This is a genomic window from Azospira inquinata (assembly GCF_018905915.1).
GTDB classification, from domain to species: Bacteria; Pseudomonadota; Gammaproteobacteria; order Burkholderiales; family Rhodocyclaceae; genus Azospira; species Azospira inquinata.
The window spans coordinates 278322-294462 of record NZ_CP064782.1; the positions used below are offsets into that span (position 1 = coordinate 278322).

The 16141-nt window shown below is 57.7% G+C and carries 19 protein-coding genes; 18 read left to right on the forward strand and 1 reads right to left on the reverse strand.

Annotated elements, in window-relative coordinates; all coding sequences use genetic code 11:
* The first annotated feature begins 4 nt into the window (after positions 1–4).
* The 3 genes from Azoinq_RS01235 (at position 5) to Azoinq_RS01245 (ending at position 1295) form a co-directional block, all read left to right on the forward strand.
* A complete protein-coding gene (locus Azoinq_RS01235) occupies positions 5–445 on the forward strand; it encodes a hypothetical protein (RefSeq protein WP_216127688.1) in 441 nt (146 codons plus the stop codon).
* A gap of 76 nt (positions 446–521) precedes the next feature.
* Positions 522–827: a hypothetical protein gene (locus Azoinq_RS01240; protein WP_216127685.1), complete on the forward strand. Its 306-nt coding sequence runs from the start codon at positions 522–524 to the stop codon at positions 825–827.
* Between the two features lie 123 nt (positions 828–950).
* Complete coding sequence (locus Azoinq_RS01245) at positions 951–1295, forward strand: GFA family protein (RefSeq protein ID WP_216127683.1); 345 nt, start codon at positions 951–953, stop codon at positions 1293–1295.
* A gap of 339 nt (positions 1296–1634) precedes the next feature.
* Here Azoinq_RS01245 and Azoinq_RS01250 read toward each other — a convergent pair whose 3' ends face one another.
* A complete protein-coding gene (locus Azoinq_RS01250) occupies positions 1635–3269 on the reverse strand; it encodes a sigma-54-dependent Fis family transcriptional regulator (protein ID WP_216127680.1) in 1635 nt (544 codons plus the stop codon).
* Between the two features lie 615 nt (positions 3270–3884).
* Here Azoinq_RS01250 and nifH point away from each other — a divergent pair.
* The 15 genes from nifH (at position 3885) to Azoinq_RS01325 (ending at position 15996) form a co-directional block, all read left to right on the forward strand.
* Complete coding sequence (gene nifH / locus Azoinq_RS01255; protein WP_216127676.1) at positions 3885–4712, forward strand: nitrogenase iron protein; 828 nt, start codon at positions 3885–3887, stop codon at positions 4710–4712.
* 45 nt (positions 4713–4757) lie between these two features.
* Positions 4758–6344, forward strand: a complete 1587-nt coding sequence (anfD, locus tag Azoinq_RS01260) for a nitrogenase iron-iron protein, alpha chain (RefSeq protein ID WP_216127674.1) — start codon at positions 4758–4760, stop codon at positions 6342–6344.
* Positions 6345–6355: 11 nt separating this feature from the next.
* Positions 6356–6784, forward strand: a complete 429-nt coding sequence (gene anfG / locus Azoinq_RS01265; RefSeq protein WP_216127672.1) for a Fe-only nitrogenase subunit delta — start codon at positions 6356–6358, stop codon at positions 6782–6784.
* 10 nt (positions 6785–6794) lie between these two features.
* Positions 6795–8183, forward strand: a complete 1389-nt coding sequence (anfK, locus tag Azoinq_RS01270; protein WP_216127668.1) for a Fe-only nitrogenase subunit beta — start codon at positions 6795–6797, stop codon at positions 8181–8183.
* A gap of 83 nt (positions 8184–8266) precedes the next feature.
* The gene (anfO, locus tag Azoinq_RS01275; RefSeq protein ID WP_216127667.1) at positions 8267–9043 is read left to right on the forward strand and encodes a Fe-only nitrogenase accessory protein AnfO; all 777 of its coding nucleotides are present in this window, start codon (positions 8267–8269) and stop codon (positions 9041–9043) included.
* A 40-nt stretch (positions 9044–9083) separates the two neighbouring features.
* Positions 9084–9635: a gamma-glutamylcyclotransferase family protein gene (locus Azoinq_RS01280; protein WP_216127658.1), complete on the forward strand. Its 552-nt coding sequence runs from the start codon at positions 9084–9086 to the stop codon at positions 9633–9635.
* A gap of 42 nt (positions 9636–9677) precedes the next feature.
* On the forward strand, positions 9678–10181 hold the full coding sequence (locus Azoinq_RS01285) for a pyridoxamine 5'-phosphate oxidase family protein (RefSeq protein ID WP_216127656.1): 504 nt from the start codon (positions 9678–9680) through the stop codon (positions 10179–10181).
* A 44-nt stretch (positions 10182–10225) separates the two neighbouring features.
* Positions 10226–10495, forward strand: coding sequence for a NifU family protein (locus Azoinq_RS01290; protein WP_216127654.1), 270 nt, complete (start codon positions 10226–10228; stop codon positions 10493–10495).
* A gap of 48 nt (positions 10496–10543) precedes the next feature.
* Positions 10544–11008, forward strand: coding sequence for a bacteriohemerythrin (locus Azoinq_RS01295; protein WP_216127652.1), 465 nt, complete (start codon positions 10544–10546; stop codon positions 11006–11008).
* A 57-nt stretch (positions 11009–11065) separates the two neighbouring features.
* On the forward strand, positions 11066–12586 hold the full coding sequence (locus tag Azoinq_RS01300; RefSeq protein WP_216127651.1) for a sigma 54-interacting transcriptional regulator: 1521 nt from the start codon (positions 11066–11068) through the stop codon (positions 12584–12586).
* A gap of 333 nt (positions 12587–12919) precedes the next feature.
* A complete protein-coding gene (locus tag Azoinq_RS01305) occupies positions 12920–13690 on the forward strand; it encodes an outer membrane protein (RefSeq protein ID WP_216127648.1) in 771 nt (256 codons plus the stop codon).
* Between the two features lie 297 nt (positions 13691–13987).
* On the forward strand, positions 13988–14170 hold the full coding sequence (locus Azoinq_RS01310) for a hypothetical protein (protein ID WP_216127646.1): 183 nt from the start codon (positions 13988–13990) through the stop codon (positions 14168–14170).
* 11 nt (positions 14171–14181) lie between these two features.
* Positions 14182–14409, forward strand: a complete 228-nt coding sequence (locus tag Azoinq_RS01315) for a hypothetical protein (protein WP_216127644.1) — start codon at positions 14182–14184, stop codon at positions 14407–14409.
* A gap of 82 nt (positions 14410–14491) precedes the next feature.
* The gene (locus tag Azoinq_RS01320) at positions 14492–15229 is read left to right on the forward strand and encodes a hypothetical protein (protein WP_216127640.1); all 738 of its coding nucleotides are present in this window, start codon (positions 14492–14494) and stop codon (positions 15227–15229) included.
* A 200-nt stretch (positions 15230–15429) separates the two neighbouring features.
* Entirely contained in the window at positions 15430–15996 is a 567-nt protein-coding gene (locus Azoinq_RS01325; protein ID WP_216127637.1) for a hypothetical protein, read from the forward strand.
* Positions 15997–16141: the final 145 nt, after the last annotated feature.

Below are 16141 nucleotides of genomic sequence, written 5' to 3' on the forward strand. Positions count from 1 at the left end.
GCACATGACTACTTCCACTCCGACTGAATCTCTCCGAGCTGGCGTCGCAGTGTTGCTTCCGGTCCTTGCACCACATGGCTTCAAATTCAAAGAAGGTGCAACCGGTGCAAGTTCTGGTGGCACGTTCGCAAGTGGAAGATTCGAGCTCGAAGACCGTTTGCTTGAGTTTCACTTCCGTCACGCGTTGGGCCTAGTCAGCTACCGTATCGGCACCGCGGAGATTGATCACGAAAACTACCTACGGTTTGCCGGTCATTGGTCTTCGCACAAGTACCCCAATTTCGGAGGAACACCGGAGGAGAGTTTCAGTGCCTTAGCCAGCGACTTGTTGGCATTCTTCGCAGATTTCTTGTCCGTTACGGGAGAACAATTCAATGCAGTGGCTGCGGCGCACGCCGCCAACCCAACTAGGTTCAAAGGTTTTGCGTCTCTGTGCAAGAAATGACGCGACGGCTAACCCATCAATCCACCAGTCCTGCGCGAAAAGCTGCGAAGGACCGTGATTTTAAACGTTAGAGATTATGCACTCAGTACTGCCAAAGCTTACCGAGGCAATTATTCGCGCTATTTCCGAGCGCGAAGCAGTGGGTGATGTTGTTGTTACCGTCCCTGTCGTAGCGCTCGCTGATTACATTAGTGAGGCTGTGCGAGAGGTGTTCACGGGTAACCTGTTGTCGCCAAACGAACTGCTCTCGATCGCGGCTCTTCTTACGGAGGCCGCCGCCGATCCGAAGTTCTATGACTGGGAAATGCCAACGAAGGTTGGCCTGACTGCAACCGAGGTACAGCAACTTGCCGAACGCTTACGCGGTATTACCTCACTCTAACAAGTCCGCCAACGGGACGCCAAAACGCTGCGCTCCGACGCCCGTTATGTCCAACGTTGGGCGTGATCATTCACGTAACTCATCTTGCCGTCACTGCTTGCAATAAGCAAAAGGAGTCAAAAAGTGAAATACAAAGGTAGCTGTCACTGCGGTCAAGTAGCCTTCGAGGTCGAGGGCGAACTTACGCAGGTTATAAAGTGCAACTGTTCAATCTGTTCAAAGAAGGGCGCACTTCAGTGGGGTGTTTCACCCGCAAATTTTCACCTGGTCACATCTGTGGAAAACATCGCCACCTACACATTCGGCGGGCAAACCATTAAGCATCGCTTCTGCCCAACGTGCGGGATTCATACGTTCGCCGAAGGTGTTCTCTCGGGCAGGTCAATGGTTATGGTCAACGCCCGTTGTCTTGAAGATGTCGAGTTGTCGTCGCTTCCCGTTAAGCATTTTGATGGTCGCTCGCTTTAGTCCGCCAGGATGCCCGACCCTGCAATCCACCGGACCTGTGCGAAAAACCGCGCAGGCCGCTCATTCCCACGTTAAGCCTTGCATACACATTATTATTTTTGATGCGCACACTAAGGGTGAGTGTTCACGCTTGCTTTGCCATCAACGTGACCACGCCTAACCTCTCGGTCATCACGGACCTCGCGCAAAAAGCGTACGAGGCTGGTTGCCTAAAACGTTCCTGAAAGTCCGTTTTTTTCGAGGGGCAATTACCACTTCGGGTCGTTTGCCGCCCCTCAATGGAAATCCCAGCTGCTAATCAGCAAGCGCCCCAATAGGAAAGTCAGTTTCGGCAGACGTTTAGCCGTCCGTCCCCTCCCCACCCCGACGAAACACCTTGTATTCCAAGCCGTACTTGGCCATGCGCAGGCGCAGCATGCGCCGGGTGAGGCCTAGTTGGTCTGCGGTTTTGCTGATGTTGCCGTGGGTGCTTTTCAGGCTGTCCACGATCATGCCCATTTCCATGGCGGCGACCCGGTTTTCCAGGGGGCCGGCCCCATTCCCTTCCCCCAGTTCCACCAGCTGCAAGGCTTTGGGCAGATGGTCTTCCTGGATCACGCTGTCTTCCGTCAGGAGAATGGCCCGCTCGATGACATTTTCCAGTTCCCGCACATTGCCGGGCCAGCGATAGCTCATCAGCAGATTCAGGGCGGGCGTGGCGATGCGCAGGGGCTCCAGGCTCATTTCCTCGGCAATCTGGACGGCGAAATGCTCGGCCAGGGCAATGATGTCCGTACCCCGCTCCCGCAGGGGGGGAATGGAGAGGGGAAAGACGTTGAGGCGGTAAAACAGGTCTTCCCGGAACTTGCCCTCTTCCACCATGGCTTCCAGATCACGATTGGTGGCGGCCAGGATGCGGATATCCACCTGTACCGGAGTATTGCCCCCCACCCGCTCAAAGCTGCGTTCCTGCAATACCCGGAGCAGCTTGGCCTGCATGGGTAAGGACAGCTCCCCGATTTCATCGAGGAAAATACTGCCTCCGTCCGCCGCTTCAAAACGGCCCCGCCGCTGGCCCACGGCCCCGGTGAAGGCCCCTTTTTCATGGCCGAACAGCTCGCTTTCAATGACACTTTCCGGCAGGGCGGCGCAGTTGAATTTAACGAAGGGCCCCTGGCTATTGGCACTGTTGTAATGGATAGCGCTGGCCACCAGTTCCTTGCCCACCCCGCTTTCCCCCAGAATCAGCACGGTGGTTTTGGAGCGGGTGAGCTTTTCAATGAGCCGATACACCTCCCGCATGGGGGCGGAGTTGCCGATGATGTTGGAAGGTTTGAAGCGGGCCTTTAATTCCTGGCGCAGGCGCCGGTTTTCATTTTCCAGGGCCACCTGGCGCACGTGTTTGAGCAGATAGAGTTCAATGGCCTGGGCCGCCGAAGCCGCCAGAATGGTGAGAATCTTCACGTCCAGGTTGAGCAGGCGGGCATTGTCGTAGCGGCGTTCCGCACTAATGGTGCCCAGCACCTTGCGCCCCCGCAGAATGGGCACACAAAGAAAGGAATGGTCCTGGTCCCGGGCCTGCCGATTCAGGCCGGTGCGGTTGAGAAACAGGGGCTCCTCCCGCACCTTGGCAACGATGATGGGCTCGCCCCTCTCCACCACCCGCCCAGTCACCCCTTCCCCCAGGCGATAAACGCCCCGGGCCGCCTCTTCCTCGCTCAGGCCAAAGCTGTCGTGGATGGAAATGAGGCCGCTGTCCGGCTCGAAGAGGTTAATCATGCCCCGGACGATGTTCATGTGCCGTTTCATCATGCCCAGCACGGAGGCCATGATTTCCGACAGGTCGCCCTGGCCGGATACCAGATGGGTCAGGTCGGACAGCAGGGGCAAAAGCCCCACCCGGCACTCGCTCAGTTCCCGCTTGCAAAGACCGCCGGGGAGCCGGGCCGGATCCGGAGGATCGGGGCGTTCCGTGGGGGCCGGATTATCTGACATGGGGACTCCTTTTTTCCTGGGGTAATGAGGGCTTAAAACTTGAGGAATATTCCCCGCCCTATTGAATAAATCATTTTCGGCAACCCATTTTTATTGGTCAAGAATTTAATAAAAAAACTATTAAACCCCTATTCAAATAGGAACAAACCCATCGTTTTATTCAAATTTGTACGACCTCCCCATCCCCCAGCCAGGCCTATTCAATTAGTCGGCCGGATTACTGAGCCCCACCCCGTTGTTCATTTCTGAAAAATTGAGTGATTTTGCTCAATTTTGTGCGCTTCGCTAGATTTAACGGGCCTTTTCAGGCAGAAGCCATTTTGTTCTTTTTAGTCACAAAGGCCCGGCACCCCCGGATCAAAAAGGGAATTTTTAGAGTCAAAAAATAATAAATATTTTTTATAAATCATCCCCACCCAAAAGCCCATTTCCCTTTTAACGCCGAATTACCGTTCATCTTTGTACCATCCCCGGTTTTTGCACCGCCGCGTCATCAAAATCCAGCCACCCCTTTTTTCTTCATTATCAAAAGCAGGAATTGGCACAGTCCCTGCGATAGGGAAATCGCTCACACCTTTTTATATGCCATTCCCTCATCCCTAAGGAGCTAACACCATGACGCGCAAAATCGCCATTTACGGCAAGGGCGGTATCGGAAAATCCACCACCACCCAGAACACGGCGGCGGCCCTGGCCCATTTCCACGACAAGAAAATTTTCATCCATGGCTGCGACCCCAAGGCCGACTCCACCCGCCTGATCCTGGGGGGCAAACCCCAGGAAACCCTGATGGACCTGTTGCGGGACCAGGGGGCGGAAAAGATCACCAACGACATGGTGGTCAAGGTGGGTTACGAAAATATCCAGTGCGTGGAATCCGGCGGCCCGGAACCCGGGGTGGGCTGCGCTGGCCGGGGGGTAATTACGGCCATTGACCTGATGGAAGCCAACGGGGCCTACACGGAAGACCTGGACTTCATTTTCTTCGACGTGCTGGGGGACGTGGTCTGCGGCGGTTTCGCCATGCCGATCCGGGACGGTAAGGCCCAGGAAGTCTATATCGTGGCCTCCGGGGAAATGATGGCCATCTATGCGGCCAACAACATCTGCAAAGGCCTGGTGAAGTACGCCAAGCAAAGCGGGGTGCGCCTGGGCGGCATTATCTGCAACAGCCGCAAGGTGGATGGGGAACGGGAATTCCTGGAGGAATTCACCGCCGCCATCGGCACCAAGATGATCCACTTCGTGCCCCGGGACAACGTGGTGCAAAAGGCGGAATTCAACAAAAAGACCGTCACCGAGTTCAATTCCGCTGAAAACCAGGCCCAGGAATATTGCGAGCTGGGGCGGAAGATCATCGAAAACGAAGACTTCGTTATTCCCCATCCCCTCACCATGGATCAGCTGGAAAGCATGGTGGTCAAGTACGGCATGGCCGACTAAGCGTCGCCCCGCCTCCCCAACAGATCCAAGCATAAGGAGCACACCATGCCCCATCATTTGTTCGAGTGCAGCCAGGTCATCCCGGAGCGCAAGGAACACGCGGTCATCAAAGGCAAGGGGGAAGACCTGACTTCCTGCCTGCCCAAGGGCTACCTGAACACCATTCCCGGCAGTATTTCCGAGCGGGGTTGCGCCTACTGCGGGGCCAAGCACGTCATCGGCACCCCCATGAAGGACGTGATCCACATCAGCCACGGCCCGGTGGGCTGCACCTACGACACCTGGCAGACCAAGCGCTACATCAGCGACAACGACAACTTCCAGCTGAAATACACCTTCGCCACGGACGTGAAGGAAAAGCACATCGTTTTCGGCGCGGAAAAACAGCTTAAGCAAAACATCCTGGAAGCTTTCAAGGCCTTTCCCCACATCAAGCGCATGACCATTTACCAAACCTGCGCCACGGCCCTGATCGGTGACGACATCGAAGCCATTGCCCAGGAAGTGATGGAGGAATTGCCTGACACGGACATCTTCATCTGCAATTCCCCCGGTTTCGCCGGTCCCAGCCAATCCGGCGGCCACCACAAGATCAACATCGCCTGGATCAACCAGAAGGTGGGCACCCTGGAACCCAAGATCACCAGCGACTACGTGATCAATTACGTGGGGGAATACAACATCCAGGGCGACCAGGAGGTGATGACCGACTACTTCAAGCGCATGGGCATCCAGGTGCTTTCCACCTTCACCGGCAATGGCTCCTATGACGACCTGCGGGGTATGCACCGGGCCCACCTGAATGTGCTGGAATGCGCCCGCTCCGCCGAATACATCTGCGACGAACTGCGGGAACGCTACGGCATTCCCCGGCTGGATATCGACGGCTTCGGCTTCAAGGCCTTAAGCGATTCCCTGCGCAAAATCGGCCTCTTTTTTGGCATCGAAGACCGGGCAGAGCAAATCATTGCGGAGGAAACCGCCCGCTGGAAGCCGGAACTGGACTGGTACAAAGCCCGCCTGCAAGGGAAAAAGGTCTGCCTCTGGCCCGGCGGCTCCAAGCTGTGGCACTGGGCCCACGCCATTGAGGAAGAAATGGGGGTCAAGGTGGTGTCCGTCTATACCAAGTTCGGCCACCAGGGGGATATGGAAAAGGGCATCTCCCGCTGCGGCGAGGGCACCCTGGCCATCGACGACCCGAATGAGCTGGAAGGCCTGGAAGCCTTGGAAATGCTCAAGCCGGACGTAATCTTCACCGGCAAGCGGCCCGGGGAAATGGCCAAGAAGGTGAATGTGCCCTACCTCAACGCCCACGCCTACCACAACGGCCCCTGGAAAGGCTTTGAAGGCTGGGTGCGCTTCGCCCGGGACATCTACAACGCCATTTATTCCCCCATCCACCAGCTGTCTCTGCTGGACATTAGCCAGGATGAAATTCCCGGGGATCAGGGCTTTGTCACCCGCCGCATGATGTCCGACCGGAATCTGCCCGAAGACCTGCGCCATTCCACGGAATTGCGGGAATACACGGGCAAGTACGACAGCGTCAGCGACCTGCGCAAAAAGACCTATCCGGACTTTCCCTCCAGCAACACCGGCCCCTCCGCGGAAGCGGAAGCCGTGGCCGACTAAAGGAGCCCGCCATGAACGCCCCCGGCAATATCGCCAATTTGAAGGAACGCAAATACCAACCGGTGTACACCAGCGACCCCTTGGCCGATGTGGATGAGGCCATCCGGGACAAGGTGGCCCAGCTGGAAAACTACATCATGAAAAACTGCCTCTGGCAGTTCAACTCCCGGGGCTGGGACCGGCGTAAGCAAAACGCCGGTGTCCTGGGCAAAACCACCCAGCTGCTCTGCGACGAAGCGGTGGAAAACCCCACCCCCCTGGAGAAGTGCTACTGGGTGGACGCGGTCTGCCTGGACCGGGCCTACCGGGAGCTTTTTCCCTGGATCCAGAGCCTGGGCAAGGAGGAAATCAAAACCCTCATGGGCCACCTCCACGCCCATCTGGACTGGCTGACCATCGACGGTTCCCTCAACCTGGAACTCAAAGTTGTGAATTACTAAGGAAATCGCCATGAGCTGCGAAATCAAGGAAAAAGACCGCGTCGGCACCATCAACCCCATCTTCACCTGTCAGCCCGCCGGCGCCCAGTTTGTCAGCATCGGGGTCAAGGACTGCATCGGCCTGGTCCACGGGGGCCAGGGCTGCGTCATGTTCGTGCGTCTGATTTTTTCCCAACACTACAAGGAAAGCTTTGAACTGGCCTCCTCCTCCCTCCACGAGGACGGGGCGGTGTTCGGCGCCTGCGGCCGGGTGGAGGAAGGGGTGGATGTGCTCCTCGCCCGCTACCCGGACGTGAAGGTCATCCCCATCATCACCACCTGCTCCACGGAGGTGATCGGGGACGATGTGGATGGGGTGATCCGCAAGCTGAACGAAGGCCTGCTCAAGGAAAAATACCCGGGCCGGGAAGTCCATCTGATCGCCATCCACACCCCCAGTTTCGTGGGCAGCATGATCAGTGGCTACGACGTGGCGGTGCGGGATTTCGTCAAATACTTCGCCACCAAGGGGGAAGCCAACGACAAGCTCAATCTGATTACGGGCTGGGTCAATCCGGGGGATGTGAAGGCCCTCAAGCACCTCCTGGGGGAAATGGACATCCAGGCCAATGTGCTCTTTGAAATCGAAGGCTTCGATTCCCCCCTGATGCCAGACGGCAGCGCCAAGTCCCAGGGCAACACCACCATCGAAGACCTGCGGGACACGGCCAATGCCCGGGGCACCATCGCCCTCAACAAGTACGAGGGGGGCAAGGCAGCGGAGTGGTTGCAGGAGAAGTTCAAACTGCCCACGGTCATCGGCCCCACCCCCATCGGCATCCGCAACACGGACACCTTCCTGCGCCACCTGAAGATGCTCACGGGCAAGCCCATTCCCCCGTCCCTGGTGAAGGAACGGGGCATCGCCCTGGACGCCCTCACCGACCTTACCCACATGTTCCTGGCGGAAAAGCGGGTAGCCATCTACGGCAATCCGGACCTGGTCATCGGCCTGGCCGAATTCTGCCTGGACCTGGAAATGAAGCCGGTGCTGCTCCTGCTCGGGGATGACAACGTCTATTACAAGGACGATCCCCGGCTCCGGGCCATGGTGGAAAACGTGGATTTCGACATGGAAGTGGTCACCAACGCGGATTTCTGGGACCTGGAAGACCGGATCAAGAACAAGGACCTGAAGCCGGACCTGATCCTGGGCCATTCCAAGGGACGCTTCGTGGCCATCGACAACGGCATCCCCATGGTCCGGGTGGGCTTTCCCACCTACGACCGGGCCGGCATGTACCGCTACCCGGTGCTGGGCTACGAAGGCGCCACCTGGCTGGCGGAGCAAATGGCCAACGCCTTGTTCACCGACATGGAATACAAAAAGAACAAGGAGTGGATTCTCAACGTCTGGTAGCCCCTTCCGGTGAGGGGCGCTCCCCCTTGAAGCCAACCACCGGCGGTGGGGAGCGCCCCCGCCCAGTCTGCACGGGCACAGCCATGAAAATCGCCGCCTACGTGAATTCCCGGGGTAACCCGGTGAGCCTCTACGAGCCCGGAGCCCTCCGCCTCTACGAGGCGGAAAACCTGCCCCCCGCCCCGCCCTCCTGGCGGCTGGTGCGGGAAATCCCCTTTGCCGTGGATCGAACCATGGGGCTGCCCGCCGTCAAAGCCGCGGTCCATGCCCTGGGTGCCCAGCTGGAGGATTGCCGCAGCCTGGTTTCCGGGGAAGTGCGGGGCATGATTTACACCGTTTTCCAGGAAGAACTGGGCTTCACCACCTGGAAATCCACCGGTCCCCTGGTTCAGCAGCTGGACAGCGTTCAGGCCCGGGAAAAGGAACAGGCGGCGCAAAAACGCTTCGACCTCATTTCCCTGGCGGGCAAGCCCATGCCCACTCCCCTGCTGATCGGTGATCCCCGGGAAGGCAGCTTCTGGATCGACCTCAAGGAAGCCCTGGAACACCCTTCGGGCCCCACTTCCCGGCAGATTCTCATCCCCTTCCTGGAAAAAATTCCCTTCCGCAAACTGGAAATTGTCTGCGACCACCTGCCCAAATGGCTGGCCTGGGAACTGGAACGGCTGGACATGAGCGCGGAAAGCGATCTGGTGGATGTGACCGGCAACGGCCTGCGGGTCACCGTCTATCCCCGCAACACCCCGGAAGGCCGGGCCCGCAAGGTGGGCCTGCTGGGGGCCGGACCCGCCCTGTGCCTGCCCTGCCCCCGGGAAAAACGGCGGCGGGCCGCGGACCTCCAGGACATTACGGACCTTTAACTCCCCATTTCCTTTAAGCCCTATTTGCCAAGGACCTCCCATGACCTCCACCCCGCCCCCCAAGCGTCTGCACTTCATCTACGGCGTTCATCTGGACCCCAAACTCCTGGCCACCCACTGTTACGGGGCCCAGGCCCTGGCGGTGGCCCGGCTGGACGGTTTTCAGCTGGATTTCTGCGGCTACACCATGAAATGGGACGGGGGGGAAGAAGCCCTCCAGCCCTGCCCTGGCGCCGCCACCTGGGGCGTGGTCTATGCCCTGGACCTGCTGGACGGGGAACGCCTGGACCAGGAGTTTTCCGTGCGCCTGGACGGCACGGGCAGCTATTTCCACTATCCGGCGGAGGTGGTGGACCGCCAGGGCAACGCCCACTCGGTGCTGCTCTACATGCGCAACAGCTTCGGGGCGGCCCGCCCCCCCAGTGGGGAATATCTCCAGCGCCTGGTAGCAGGCGGCCGCCAGATGGGCCTGCCGGAAGACTACCTGACCGCCCTAGCCGCCCACCCGGCCGTCCCCGCCGCTTACCCGGTGCCCAAGGGGGGCACCTTGCGCCACATCATCAACCTGGAACAAAGCGACTGCCACTGCTAGGGAGCCCGGCGCTCCCCTTTTTGCCAAGGAAAGAAACCGACCATGTCCGAGACGCCCCATACCGCCGCCTATCCCCACGGCCCCATGCGCCGCAAAAACCGTGAAATCAAGGACCGGGGGGAGATAGACACCATCCTCCACCGGGGCACGGTGATGCGCATTGCCCTGGCGGAGGACAACCTGCCCTTTCTGGTGCCCGTGTTCTATTGCTACGACGGCCAGGCCCTCTATTTCCACTCCGCCCCGGCGGGCACCAAGATCGAAATGCTGAAGCGCAATAACCGGGTCTGCTTCGAAGTCAGCATCGAGCAGGGGGTCATCGAAGATGAAAAGGCCTGCGATTTTGAAGCCCGGCACAAAACCGTGATCGGCCTGGGCCAGGCCAATTTCGTCACCCTGGAAAAGGAAAAAATCGCGGCCCTGGACGGCATCGTGGCCCGCTTTACCGACCAGCATTTCACCTACCCCCAGGCCAATCTGGACCGCACCGCCGTCATTCGCATCGACATCGAATCCATGAAGGGCAAGCAGTACGGCTTTGCCTGACCGCCCCTGCCACCGCCCAGCCCCCCCACCCGAAAGGAAAAGCCATGCCCCAGGAAGCAACCATTACCGCCCTCCCACTGAACGACCAGGACCGGCCCCGCATTGAAGCGGTACTGGCCGAAATCCGCCCCCTCATTGAGGCAGACGGCGGCGCCCTGGAACTGGTGAGCGCCGCCGGGGACACGGTGGTGGTGCGCCTGGGAGGCCAGTGCATGGGCTGCATCCAGACCGGGGAAACCCTGGGCTGGATACGCCGCCTGCTCATGCAGGCCCTGGGCAAGGCCCTGCGGGTGCTGCCGGCCCGGCCCGAGTAGGGGCCGCCCCAGGGGAGGTTCTTCGCCACGGACCACGGAAAGCCTGCCATGCCCATCTACTTCCCCTGGAGCCCCACCCTATCCGTGGGGCTGGATGAAATCGACGCCCAGCACAAACTGCTGGTGGACATCATCAACCGGGTCTATCAGGCCATGATCGACCGGGCGCCCCGGGCAAGCTCGGCCCGGGTCCTGGATGAACTGGTGCAATACACCGCCGTCCATTTCGCCGTGGAAGAAAGCCTCTTCCGCATGACAGACTACCCGGGCTACGAGGGCCACAAAGCCCAGCATGAACGGCTGAAACGGGAGGTGATGCAGATTCGGGAAGATTTCGCCGCCGGACGGATCGGCCTGGACCTCCATCTCATGGCTTTTCTCAAGCGCTGGTTGGAAAACCACATCTGCCGGGAAGACAAAACCTACGTGGGCCATCTGCTCAAATCCGGCATCAAAGCCCATTGGAATCAACCCGGCTGGGTGGGCCGGATCTGGAGTTCCCTGCGGGCCTAGGGCCCCTTCCGGCGCCCCGTCCCCACCCGGGCGGCTCGCCCCTTACCGGAATAAGCCATGGCCCCCGAATCCGCCCCCCTGCCCCCCGCCAATCCCACCCCGGACCTGGAGGCCCTTTACGCCATTGGCCGGGAACTGGGCCGGGGGCCGGAGCTGGCCCTCAGCCTGGGCCCGGCCCTCCAATGCCTGCAAACCCGGCTCGGCGCCCAGGAAATCCGGCTCCTGCTCCAGACCGGCCCGGGCCTCTGGCAATGCCATGGCACCCGGCTGCCCAGGGAGGAAGGGCCGAACGCCGCCGCCACGCCGGAAGCGTGGCTCGAGCGCCTGTCCGGAGACCTGTCCGACCCCGGCGCCACCAACCCGGAGCGAATCACCCGGGCCGTCCCCGTGGGGGACGCCCGACCGCCGACGGGCTGGCTCCTGGCCCGCTTCGACCGGGCACCGGCGGGGGAATCCACCCTGCTGGCCCTTACCGCCGGACTGGTGGCCCAGCAACTGGCTGTCCGGGCCCAACCGGCACCAGGGGACGGCCAAGCCCCCAGCCTGGGGGTGCGCCGCCAGATCGCCGCCTGGGAACAGTTGGAAGGTCTGGTGGGCACCTCCCGGGCCATGGAGGAGATTTTTACCGATCTGCTGCGCATCGCCCCCAAAGCCGGTCCCGTCCTGCTGGAAGGAGAACCGGGCACGGGCAAGGCCCGGGTGGCCCAGGCCCTGCACCGCCTCTCCCCCCGCCAGGGCGGGCCCTTCGTGGCCGTGGATTGCCATGACACGCCGGAAGCGGTGCTGATCCGCCGCCTGTTTGGTCCGGGGGAAGGGGGGGAAACGGGCGCCTGGCACCGGGCCCTGGGGGGCAGTCTCTATCTGGACGGCATCGGAAGCGTGGGGCCCGCCGTCCAGGCCCGCCTACTCCATCTGCTCCAGGCCCAGGAAGGGGGCCAGGGAACCGCAAGGGAAGACGTGCGCCTGCTGGTGGCCACCCCACCCAATCTGGAAAGCCTGGTGGTGAGCGCCCGTTTCCGGACCGACCTTTATTACCGCCTGCACGGGGAAGCCCTGCGCCTTCCTCCCCTGCGGGAACGGCGGGAAGACATCCCGGCCCTGGTGGCCCAGGTGCTAGGCCGCTTGAGCCGAAACCGGCCCCAGCCCCTGGAGCTGGCCCCCGGGGTGCTGGAAACCCTGTATCGCTGCCAGTGGCCGGGCAACGTGGCCGGGCTGGAAAGCTGTCTGGCCCAGGCCGCCGCCCAAAGCCCGGAAGCCCTCATCCGCCACCTGCCCTGCGGCACCTCCCGCTGTCAGGCCGCCGGGCCCCACGGCCTGCCCCCCCAAGCCACCGCCCCGGCATTGGCAGCGCCGCCTCCGCCGGAAGAAGGCCCCCGCCCTCGCCCCGCCTCCCAGGTCCCGCAATCCCCCCCAGGAGCCACCGCCAGAAACGGGGACATCATCGACCGCCAGAGCGTTCTCTGGGCCCTAGAAAAATGCGGCTGGGTCCAGGCCAAAGCCGCCCGCCTCCTCCACATCAGCGCCCGCCAGATGTGGTACGCCGTGCACAAATACGGCATCCAGCTCAAAAAGCTCTGAATCTTTCCCCAGAACCTGGGGGGAAAGCTGGGGATAAGTCCGGATTTCCCTGGCCCATCAGGGATATGACGAAGCGGTGAAAAATCAGGCAAAACGGGGTAAAACCCCGAAAGGACGGGACACCAAGGGCCAGGGAAAATCCAGGCTCGGGGCAAAACCATAGGCCGGAATAAATATCCCCCTAAGACCTCAAGCCGAAACTCTGGGATTCGGCTCCCCCTGATTGTCAATCCCCCATGCAAAGACCATAATGCCGTAGGTATTCTCCGTGCAATCCTTTGTTTTAGCTTGCACATAATTCTAATGTCATCAAAATTACCTAAAGCATTTCCCATGTTCCCCCGTATGCTCCCCCGGCTTTTCCCCTTGGTATTGTTTTGCGCTTCCGTTTTCACCCTGGCCCAGGCCGATACCTGGGATGGCTGGTTGGTTGGTCTGAATGCCGGGATGGCAAGCACCACCGCCAAATATCAAACCGGCCCCGATGACACATCCTGGTTTTATAACGCACACCAAACCGCAGGAATGTGGGCGAATGGCCATAAAACCAAGACAGACAATAGTGCCGTGGCTGGCCTTTCCCTAGCCTACAATCGTCAAACCGGCGCCCTGGTTTATGGTGGAGAAATGGGATTTGATTTTGCGGATATTTCCCTGGAAAAATCCACCACCTACCCTTATAACCAAGGCGCTTACGCCTACCATTACAACTACAAGCAAAACGCTAAACTCAACGGGCTCCTGATCTTAAAAGGCCGGGCCGGATATGCTTTTGGCAATTCCCTCCTATCCGCGACGGCGGGTGCGGCTTGGACCCAATTGCGAACAAGCATGGACTATGTGGATTCCTACACAGGCAGCGCTCAATATTCTGCCAGCCACGAAAAACGGAATCTCCGGCTGGGATGGACAGCGGGCATTACCTACCAATATAAATTACCCAGCAATCTTATCCTCAAAGCAGAATACCAATATTTCGACTTTGGCCGGTCCAGTTTCAATACCCCCATCCATGCAGCCAATGGCCAATACATTGCGCCAATGAACTTCTCAGCCAAAGTGGATGTAAATATGTTTACGGTTGGGGTGGAGAAACAGTTCTGATACTGGGGGGCTATTTGGTGAGATTTAAATCCTACCGAGACCGAAATCGGCCAGTAGCGGCCAGTAATTAAGTTGCCCAAAAGTAACCGTATAATGCCATTGATACTTTCAAGCACCCTTACAAGGTTTGACGGGACATTTAGCACTGGAATGAACTAATATTACTCAAAAAATTCAGTGAAAAACAGTGGATTGCTCCGATGAGTACCGCCAGGTTGTCCGCCATGACGCCGAGGAACCCTGCAAAATTGCTGCCCACTTTACGTTGAGCATCTATAGGCTTTGAGATATTTCCATATGCTCAAGAAAGAACTAGCTGTTATTGGTGAAGATATAATTGTCAAAAAACCAGACAGTCCAATGAACAACAAGCTCGGCCAAATCTTGAAAGTAAAGATTGATGCGGGGCTGTATCGACTCTCTGTCTCATTTGAAGGCGAGATTTACAACTTCCAACTCAGCGATTCAATTCTTGCGTAGGAGTAATTGAAATGTCAGTCTCAATAAGTGACCTCAAGATCATTGCTAGTAAAGGCGGAGGCATGATTCTCGATGCACGAAATATTCCAGCCAGCGATCTGAAGATCATCGCTTCAAATGCGAGTTACAGTGGAGCTCAGATAACTCTGAAAAACGTGGATGCCGTTAGCCTAAGTGACTTAAAAATCATTGCATCCTATTCCAAGGGTTGTGTCGTATTTGATTTCTTTGGTTCTTAGGCCTATGCCCACCCCATCATTCCACCGGGCCTTGCGCATAAAGCAGCGCAAGGCCGATGAATTCAGACGTTAGCCATTTTGCATGCAAAAAAAAGGTAGCAAAGCCCAGTTACGAGCCAAGCAAGATTTGCTTTCCAGTCTTGAGACGGCAATGCGTATCTACGGCCCTGCAAAGGAGATGTGCAAGTTTGATGGTGAGTCTTTCGAAGAGACGACTTATCAACCAAATGTCGCGGCAAAGGTTGTCGGGCTCGCTTTTCTCAGTGCAGTCGCCGCATGGGAGGACTTTGTAGCGAATGTCTACCTCGGTTATCTAAGTGGTTATCCAGCTCCAAATGGGAGTCTACCGGAGCTGCGTGCAGGAAAAGCAGAAGACAAAAACCATGCACTCCTACTTGCGGCGGGAGAATCAAACAACCGAGAGGCTGAACGACGTATGAGGTGGAGCAGTTTTCGTTGGGTGCAATCGATTTCCGAAGTCCATTTCAAGAAGGCGAATCCTTTCCTCGTAGTGTCTATTAAAGACATTGAATGGTTAGATTTTTCTGTAATCATTCGGAATCGTGTTGCACACAACTCCGACAAAGCAAAAAAACAGTTCAAAGATTCATTCAATAAGTTAGTCGGCAATCCAAAAGACGCGCCTTTACCTAACGGCTTTTCCCCGGGATGGCTACTAAATGCAATCCTCCAATCGCATCCTAAGCTCAAGACCCTAGATTCATACGATCACCATTACGGAGACCTATTTGAAGGCTATGTAAGTCTCTGGCTTCGGATCGCCGAGCTCATTTGCCCAGGGGAGATCAGCAATGGCTAATCCATCACTCAACACGGACTAGCGCGATAAAACCGCGCAGGCCGGTGAATTCAGACGTTCCTAAAAGTCTCGTCTGCTTTTCAAAATCATCAACTTCCGCTTTGGGTCGTCACTTGCCTGACAGTCAGAAATGGTAAAGATTTGCTAATCTTCTGGCCAGTGGCCAGTTTCCAATAATAAGAATTCATAGAAAGAAATCCATGTTATTTAAAAAGATATTTTGCTTTCCGTTTAGCGTTTTTCTTTTTCTCACCTCTCAGACACTTCTTGCCCAAGAATTAATTCCGCCAGAACAGATTAACCTATCTGGTCGGGTATTCAATCTAGCCTACAAAAGCGCAACGAAAAATGGGCGGGCAATTTACGAATACACGGCAAACGGGGAAAACATCGAGAATTGGATAACCTTGGTCACGCTCAACTACGCGAAGGACGTCAACGTCACTCCCGAAAAGTGGGTAAAGTCAGTCGGAATTTCACTTGAGGCAACCAAGCCGAAACCACATTACAAGCTTTATTTGAAGGCTGACCATGGTTTTGCTCGATTCATCTTTGAGCCTGACCCGAATAATCCCACCTACGAATCCAACGTTCACAAAAGCTTTCACATGGGGACTTGCGGCACGGTGGTCTTTCAGTACGCCAGCAAACATCCAATGGGTGAAGATCCCGCCAATAGTGGGACCTTGCTGAAGACAATTAACACAGAGAATGAAAAGATGGCGGCCGACCTGGAACAAAGCGATTGGAAGCCGACGTGTAACTAGGCAGTAGGCTGCTTCCATGACAAGCAACTTCATCAGCAAACATGGAAAGGTAGCCCTTCATTCCACTGGATTGCCTACGGTGGCCGATAAATTCAAGGGTTTCTGAACATCCGTTTTCCTAGGCCAGCAACTTCCGCTTAGGGTC

Excerpts from the sequence above, each read along its gene's own strand:
- Azoinq_RS01235 (WP_216127688.1), top strand. The coding sequence starts at position 5 with ATGACTACTTCCACTCCGACTGAATCTCTCCGAGCTGGCGTCGCAGTG.
- Azoinq_RS01240 (WP_216127685.1), top strand. The coding sequence starts at position 522 with ATGCACTCAGTACTGCCAAAGCTTACCGAGGCAATTATTCGCGCTATT.
- Azoinq_RS01250 (WP_216127680.1), bottom strand. The coding sequence starts at position 3,269 with ATGTCAGATAATCCGGCCCCCACGGAACGCCCCGATCCTCCGGATCCG.
- nifH (WP_216127676.1), top strand. The coding sequence starts at position 3,885 with ATGACGCGCAAAATCGCCATTTACGGCAAGGGCGGTATCGGAAAATCC.
- anfD (WP_216127674.1), top strand. The coding sequence starts at position 4,758 with ATGCCCCATCATTTGTTCGAGTGCAGCCAGGTCATCCCGGAGCGCAAG.
- anfG (WP_216127672.1), top strand. The coding sequence starts at position 6,356 with ATGAACGCCCCCGGCAATATCGCCAATTTGAAGGAACGCAAATACCAA.
- anfK (WP_216127668.1), top strand. The coding sequence starts at position 6,795 with ATGAGCTGCGAAATCAAGGAAAAAGACCGCGTCGGCACCATCAACCCC.
- anfO (WP_216127667.1), top strand. The coding sequence starts at position 8,267 with ATGAAAATCGCCGCCTACGTGAATTCCCGGGGTAACCCGGTGAGCCTC.
- Azoinq_RS01280 (WP_216127658.1), top strand. The coding sequence starts at position 9,084 with ATGACCTCCACCCCGCCCCCCAAGCGTCTGCACTTCATCTACGGCGTT.
- Azoinq_RS01285 (WP_216127656.1), top strand. The coding sequence starts at position 9,678 with ATGTCCGAGACGCCCCATACCGCCGCCTATCCCCACGGCCCCATGCGC.
- Azoinq_RS01290 (WP_216127654.1), top strand. The coding sequence starts at position 10,226 with ATGCCCCAGGAAGCAACCATTACCGCCCTCCCACTGAACGACCAGGAC.
- Azoinq_RS01295 (WP_216127652.1), top strand. The coding sequence starts at position 10,544 with ATGCCCATCTACTTCCCCTGGAGCCCCACCCTATCCGTGGGGCTGGAT.
- Azoinq_RS01300 (WP_216127651.1), top strand. The coding sequence starts at position 11,066 with ATGGCCCCCGAATCCGCCCCCCTGCCCCCCGCCAATCCCACCCCGGAC.
- Azoinq_RS01305 (WP_216127648.1), top strand. The coding sequence starts at position 12,920 with ATGTTCCCCCGTATGCTCCCCCGGCTTTTCCCCTTGGTATTGTTTTGC.
- Azoinq_RS01310 (WP_216127646.1), top strand. The coding sequence starts at position 13,988 with ATGCTCAAGAAAGAACTAGCTGTTATTGGTGAAGATATAATTGTCAAA.
- Azoinq_RS01315 (WP_216127644.1), top strand. The coding sequence starts at position 14,182 with ATGTCAGTCTCAATAAGTGACCTCAAGATCATTGCTAGTAAAGGCGGA.
- Azoinq_RS01320 (WP_216127640.1), top strand. The coding sequence starts at position 14,492 with ATGCAAAAAAAAGGTAGCAAAGCCCAGTTACGAGCCAAGCAAGATTTG.
- Azoinq_RS01325 (WP_216127637.1), top strand. The coding sequence starts at position 15,430 with ATGTTATTTAAAAAGATATTTTGCTTTCCGTTTAGCGTTTTTCTTTTT.